6 protein-coding genes and 1 pseudogene are annotated in these 6,655 nt (G+C 59.0%); 3 read left to right on the forward strand and 4 right to left on the reverse strand.

Annotation, left to right across the window (positions count from 1 at the left end):
- A partial coding sequence (amrB, locus tag ABX749_RS16645; RefSeq protein WP_372896961.1) for an AmmeMemoRadiSam system protein B occupies window positions 1-248 on the forward strand: 248 nt, incomplete at its 5' end.
- Between the two features lie 109 nt (window positions 249-357).
- Window positions 358-1,041 (forward strand): hypothetical protein, encoded by a 684-nt coding sequence (locus ABX749_RS16650; protein ID WP_145220008.1) that lies wholly within the window; start codon window positions 358-360, stop codon window positions 1,039-1,041.
- Here ABX749_RS16650 and hisB read toward each other — a convergent pair.
- Window positions 1,038-1,625: an imidazoleglycerol-phosphate dehydratase HisB gene (hisB, locus tag ABX749_RS16655; protein WP_145220006.1), complete on the reverse strand. Its 588-nt coding sequence runs from the start codon at window positions 1,623-1,625 to the stop codon at window positions 1,038-1,040. The two genes, ABX749_RS16650 and hisB, sit on opposite strands and share 4 nt — an antisense overlap.
- Window positions 1,626-1,832: 207 nt before the next feature.
- On the opposite strand from hisB, the pseudogene ABX749_RS16660 reads away from it, so the two are divergent.
- Window positions 1,833-2,078, forward strand: a pseudogene (locus tag ABX749_RS16660) (hypothetical protein); the annotation flags it as partial.
- Between the two features lie 17 nt (window positions 2,079-2,095).
- Here ABX749_RS16660 and ABX749_RS16665 read toward each other — a convergent pair.
- The 3 genes from ABX749_RS16665 to ABX749_RS16675 form a co-directional block, all read right to left on the reverse strand.
- A complete protein-coding gene (locus tag ABX749_RS16665) occupies window positions 2,096-3,664 on the reverse strand; it encodes an Hsp70 family protein (RefSeq protein WP_372896962.1) in 1,569 nt (522 codons plus the stop codon).
- Between the two features lie 4 nt (window positions 3,665-3,668).
- Window positions 3,669-6,152, reverse strand: a complete 2,484-nt coding sequence (locus ABX749_RS16670) for a hypothetical protein (protein ID WP_372896964.1) — start codon at window positions 6,150-6,152, stop codon at window positions 3,669-3,671.
- Window positions 6,153-6,180: 28 nt separating this feature from the next.
- The coding region (locus tag ABX749_RS16675; RefSeq protein ID WP_372896965.1) for an aminotransferase class I/II-fold pyridoxal phosphate-dependent enzyme at window positions 6,181-6,655 on the reverse strand (475 nt) is incomplete at its 5' end.

The raw sequence follows: 6,655 nt of genomic DNA on the forward strand, positions 1-6,655 counted from the left end.
ACCGGCGGCGAGACCGATTGGCACTGGACGCATTGGCCACCGGCGACGGCGCCGAATTGTTGCGGGTTTGCGGCGAAGAAAGCATCAGCATGTGCGGCCAAATTCCCGCGGCCCTGGTGTTGATGGTGATGCGAAAACTGGAAAAAACGGCCAATGCGGAGGAAATTGCCTACGCGACCAGTGCAGATTACGGCGGTGGCAAAGAACGCGTGGTGGGGTATGCCGGGGTGATTTGGAAGGATGCGTAATTTGGCTGCCGTGAAAAACTCGCGGTGATGAACCTTGCGGGCAAGGTCGGATTTTCGGTATGGCGTAAGGTTTCACCAGAAGATCAGCCACGAAAAGGATTTTGTGCCGATGCGATTGTCTCGTTTTCATTCCTCGGGCAAGGGGACACGCCTGGTCGCAAGCCTTGGCTTGACGGCGGTCGCTTGCATTCTTGTTTCCACCCAAGCCGGTTGTCTCGGATTGCTGTCCAACCTGATTCACGCCTCCGGCGCGGACAAGGTACCGGCGGCCTATGAGGGGTTGGAGGATTCGCGCGTGGCGGTTGTCACGTTGACCGAAAACAGCCAATACAGCGACGACGTGTCGGCGCGGATCTTGGGCCGCAATGTGATGCAATGGCTGTCCAAAGAGGTGGATGACATCGAACTGATTCGCGAAGACAAAATCGCAAATTGGCGCGACACCCACGGCTGGGACCAAGTCGAATTCGCCGAGATCGGCCGCGGCGTCGATGCGGAAAAGGTGCTGGCGATCGAAGTGATGAATTTGAAGCTGCGCGACGGAGCGACGTTGTATCGCGGCCACGCCGACGTTCAAATCACGGTGATCGATGCCAAGACCGGCGAAGAGCTATTCCGCCGTGACATCGACGACTTCACGTACCCCAACACCGCCGGGGTCTATACCAACGAGACGACCGAAGCCCGATTCCGAAAGCTTTATCTGGGGATTCTCGGCAAGCGAATCGCACGACAGTTCTATCCGTATGACGCTCACGAAGACTTCGCGCTCGATTCCATCATCGCCCGCTAAAGCACGCCCTTGGTGCTCGGCACGCTGTCGCTGCGCGGGTCGGATTCGGCGGCCATTCGAATCGCCCGAGCGACCGACTTGAACACGCACTCGGCGATGTGGTGTGCGTTGCGTCCGTGATGCAGCACGACATGCAGATTGCAATTCGCATTGGCGGCAAAGGATTGCCAAAAGTGTTCGACGAGTTCGCTGTCAAAGGTGCCGATCTTTGAAGCCGCAATCGGGGCGTTGTATTCGAACGCGTAACGCCCGCCCAAGTCCACCGCCGCGGTGACCAGGCATTCATCCATCGGCAGCGTGAAGTGGCCGTAGCGACGAATCCCGGCGCGATTGCCGAGCGCTTGATCGATCGCCTGTCCCAGCGCGATCCCGATGTCTTCGGCGGTGTGGTGGTCGTCGACATGCAGGTCTCCCTTGGCTTCGACGTCCAAATCGATCAACGCGTGTTTGGCCAGCAAGTCCAGCATGTGATCCAGAAACCCGATCCCCGAGTTGCGCGTCCCCGAGCCGTCTCCGTCGAGATTGATCGAAAGGCGGATATCGGTTTCACCGGTGGTGCGTTGAATTTGAGCGGAGCGTGGCATGGTGGGTGTGAGGTGATGGGGATGGGATCGACCTGTGGTTGGCAGAATATAGCGGCCCAATGGGACCAAGGGGACCGATGGGACGCATGTGCCCCATAGGTCCCATATGTCCTATCGGTCCTATTTATGTTGCCCCTCTGCAGACGGGCCGCTGTTCGGTTAAACTCACCTGCCTCATCTGCCCCTGACTGCTAAAGGAGTTCAGCCATGTCCAGCGGATTCATTCCAGCTCATGGTGGCTATCAGGACCTTTTGTCCTATCAGAAATCAGTGATCGTTTACGACGTCACGGTTCGATTCTGCGACCGCTTTCTGTCCAAGTTTGACCGCACCGTGGATCAAATGGTCCAGGCGGCTCGCAGCGGCAAACAAAACATCATCGAAGGGAGTATGGCATCGGGGACGTCAAAGGAAACCGAAATCAAATTAACCAACGTCGCTCGCGCGAGTTTGGAGGAACTGTTGAACGATCACAGGATCGACCATTCGGGATCGAACGGGTCGACGGTTTCTGACGGGACGCTGGTGGAGTGGCGTTCGATTTGGATGCTGGCTTGTTGGCCGGTTGCGGGTAGTTTGGCTTCGACTTGCATCAACCCGTCGCGGTCGTAGCGAAAGGTGACATCAACGGGCGTTCCTGCGGGCAGTTGGGCGGGCAGATGACCGAGGACGCATTTGCCGATGTGTGTCCCGTACCGGCCGCGTGAGTCACCGCCTTCGACAATTTCTACCGCGACGCTGCGTTGATCGTCTCGCAGTGTTTGAAACCGTGTGGTTTGTTTGACCGGGATGGGTGTGTTTCGCTGGATCATCACGTAGTTGCACGACAGGCGGGTCTCCAGGTCGATCCCGAGGACGCCCAGGTTGTGGGCATTGACATCCGAAATGACGAGTCCGCCGGATTCAGGTTCACCGGTTTTCTTTGTCGCGGCACGTGACTGGATCGTCGAAGCGTAGATCGCCGCACCATGGGCGATCGCTTCGTCGGCCGAGATCGACCGGTTGGGTTCCATGCCCGAAAGGGCCGTGATCATCTCGGCGACTTGAGGCAACCGCGTCGAGCCGCCGACCAGGATCACTTGATCGATCTGCTCCCATTGGGTTGCGGAGTCTTTCATCAGTTTGCGGACGGTGAACCGCGTGCGATCGAGCAAATGTGCGGTCAGGTCTTCAAAGACACTTCGCGTGATCGTGGTGATTAACGTCGAGGACTGGAAGGTCAGACGAATCTTGACTTCGGTTCGCGAGGTCAGGGCGTGTTTCAGTTCGGTCGCTTCCTGCATCAGCCAGGCGGCGCCGGTTTCCACTTCGGACGGGCGGACCTTGCACTTTTTGGCAAACTGATCGTCGAGCCACTTCACCAAGCAACGGTCCCAGTCGATGCCACCGAGCATCGCGTTGCCATCAGTCGCAACGACGGTGATCTTCGAATGATCGACTTTGACCATGGACACATCAAAGGTGCCGCCACCGAGGTCATAGATCAACACGGTTTGCGGGCCGAGGATCTCGCTGTGTTTTTCGATCCCGTAGGCGATTGCGGCGGCGGTGGGCTCGTTGATGATCGACAGCACTTCGAGCCCGGCGAGTTCGGCGGCGCGAATGGTCGAGCGCCGTTTGGGTTCGTTGAAGTAGGCGGGCACGGTGATCACGGCCTGTGTGATCGGCCGCCCGAGTTTGGTTTCCGCGTCACGTTTCAGCCGACCCAAAATCAACGACTCGATGACTTCGGGGGCAACGCTGCGGCCGTCGACGGGATGTGAAAGTGTGGGTTTGCCGATGTCGCGTTTGGCAAAGGTGGCGACGTTGCCCGGCAGCGTGATTTGTGCTTTGAGTGCGAGCTTGCCGATCGTGACTTCTTGATTTTCGATCAACGCCGCCGATGGTGTCGTCAGATCGCCTTCGCTATTGATAATCGTGTGGGGTTGGCCGCGGTCGTCGACATAGGCAACGGCGCTGTACGTGGTTCCCAAATCGATGCCCACGACCAACGGCTTGTGGGGCTTGGACGTCGGCTTTTCGGACCCTTGAATGCTCAATCGTTTACTCTGAATCGAGAGGGTTGGATCGGGGTTGCCACGCCACGGTTGCCGTCAACATGCGATTCATGCCTGAATTTTGCATGTAGACGGAGAACCAACACTTGCCGTCCCAATTGCCGGGCGCCCATTTCTCCAAGTCAAGCGTGTACTGGGGGCTGACGGGCAAGAAATCACGGTCGTCGGGCGCTTTGCCGGTGCCCCAGGGAGGATTGGGATAGAAGTAGTTCGGGGTGTTCGTGCCGAAGTTCAGGAACACCCGCTTGGTGTAACTGGAACCGGTGTGGTAATCGATGACGAAGCCGATTTTCGAGGTTGCCGAGGAGCTGACCATGGTGGCGTGGGAGGGAGCACCTTGCACGCTGATCGTTCCGACGTTTTCAAACTCGATTCCGGCTGCGGCTTCGCCGGTTCCCGACGACGTGTTGCCCATTCCGACGACGATCGTGTTGCCGCGGATGCGGGCAAAGTCTGTGGAGGCGGTTGAATCGTAGGTGCGGGTCTGGATGACTTTGGGTTGCGCGGCCAACGCTCGGTTCTTGGCATCCAGTTTGGCTCTGGCCACTGCCTCACGTTGTTCGGCGCGGATTCGCGCGGCGCTGAGCGGGCCGGGCGTTCCCAACGCGTTGAGCACGATCAGACGTTGATCAATTTTTCGAACTTCCAATCCGGCGGTCTTGAGTCGGGCCGATTGATAAAACGATTTGGCGTGATTGGCCAGCGACCGTTTTTCAAAACTCGATTCGGAGCTGTCGATGATCTTGAACCAACCGTCGGCGACCTGTAGCTGCGTCATGTCTGCATTGGCGAGCGTCAATTCATTCGCGGCGGCTTCGCGGTAGAGCGGATCGGAACCGGCGGCGAGTCGCGGCAGCCCATCGGCCCAGCGGTTTTCGACCAGGCACAGGTACTTGCCGACGGCCGCTTGGGCGTCGGCGTCGTCGGGATTTGATTCCAACGTCGTCAGTCCGAGTTGGTAGTCACTGAACAGAGTTTGCGCGTCGGCGAGTTGTTGTTGAACATCTTTCAGCCGGCCCAATTGGGGCGTCGGGATTCGTATGACCGCCTCCAGCAGCGTCTTACAGATCGCGATCCCGTCATCGAGTCGGCCGGCGTGCAGACAGTCTTCAGCAACGCTGATCGCCGCGTCGGAAAACTCGGTCGTGGGGACACCTCGGCCGGCGACACTTTCGATGACATCACGTTTCAGACCCATCACATCGATCGCTTCGAAGGATTGGTCGAGCAGATCGACCATTTCAAACGCCGAATCAAAGTCGCCTTCGCCGATGTAGATCTCGCGGGCGACGCGGTACAGAGCGAATCGGCCTTCGGGATCGTTCCTCGTTTCGTCGGCCGTTTCACGCATCTTGTCTGCGACCGCAATCCGCTGCTCGCGTTGCTTGGCCTGTAAGTATTCCGGTTGAAACAGGTCCCTGACCGTTTGCATCTTCGCGGTGATCGAATCGGCCGAGGGAATCGGTTGCTTTCCCGCCGGCGTCACGTATTCGGCCAGACTGGGAGAGACGGGCGGCGTGGTCGTCGGGAAAAACGTGCTCGGCGGAGATGCCGGGTTGGTGGAAGCGGCCGATGGGGGCGTCTGGTTGGGCGACGGATTGGACGCGGGTGGTGCGGGGCCGGGAGAAACTGCGGCCATGGCTTGGTTCGATTCAGCTTGGTTCGAATCGGTCTGGTTGGGCGGCAGTGACGCGGCGATTTTTTTCGGCGTGCCGGAGGGGGGCGTTGCATCCTCGGTGTCGGACAACGCTTCGGCTTCCGCCGGGACGTTGGAATCAGCGGCAAACTTGGCCGCTTGTTCGGCGGGGACTCCAAGACGTTCCAATTTGTCCGGATCCAGATGCAGTTCGCCGTTCCAGATCGAAAAGAGCAGGTATCCGAGCACGATCAATGCGGGCAAGACGCCGATGGCCCAGAACAGGCTCAAGCGTTTTCGACGCGACGTCTTGGCGTTCGACCGCGCGTGGACCTGCGGAGTTGGCGGTGCTTCGGGGCGGGGCGTTTGAGCGACCGCGACGGTGGTCGGGGGTGTCGTTGGAGGTGTGGTCGGGGCCGGCGAAGCGGCTGGAGTGCTCGCCGCAATCCCCAAGATGGCCGACGCATTTTGCGGTGCGGCGACGGGCTCGGAGGTTTCGACCGGAGTCTGATTGGCTGTGCCGAGAGAATCGATGACGGAGTCGATGTCGATCTCGCCCTCGTCGAGCAACTCACGCAACTGGGCGTCATAGTCCGCTTTTTTTTCGGCGTTGAGCAACCGCAGACGGGCCGCCGAAATCCGATTGGAAAGCTCTTCGGCGGCCTCGCCGTGTTCGCCGTTGGTCAGACCATGCAGAAACGTCAGGTCACGATCGGCGGCCATGTCGATGACTTCCGGATCGTCTTCAAAATTGGCCAGCCCCAGCAGCCGATAGTCATTCGGCGGCTGTTCCGAGGGCGGGATGCCCAGCCACTTGTGAAGTGGGTCAAACATGGCACGTTGTGGGGCGGCGGGAGCGGTCTTAGAGCGATTGCAGAAACCGCTCGATCATCATCATACACGCATCGGATTGTTGGTCAGTTCCCACCGAGATGCGTAAACCATCGCCCCAGTCGGGGAAGTCCATGTAGCGGATCAAGATTTGTTGCTTTTTGAGGAACTGGTGCAGGTCCGCATGCCGACCGCTGGGATGTTGGCACCAGACAAAATTCGCGTGCGAGGGCGTCACGTTGAATCCCATCTCGGTCAATTGAGACTCCATCCGGGCCCGCGTGGCGTTCATTTTCGTCACCACGTCCTTCAGCCAGTCTTGCGAACGGATGGCTGCCGTCGCTGCGACGGTTGCCAGGTAGTCGCAGTTGTAGCTGTCTTTGATGTTCGACAACTTGGCGACCAGTGACGGTTGGGCGACCAGGAAACCGAAGCGGATGCCCGCCAAGCCGTACGATTTGCTCAGCGTCCGTGTGACCAGGATGTTGTCGTGTCGCCGCACCAGA

The organism is Stieleria sp., from assembly GCF_041595215.1.
In the GTDB taxonomy this organism is placed as follows: Bacteria; Planctomycetota; Planctomycetia; order Pirellulales; family Pirellulaceae; genus Stieleria; species Stieleria magnilauensis.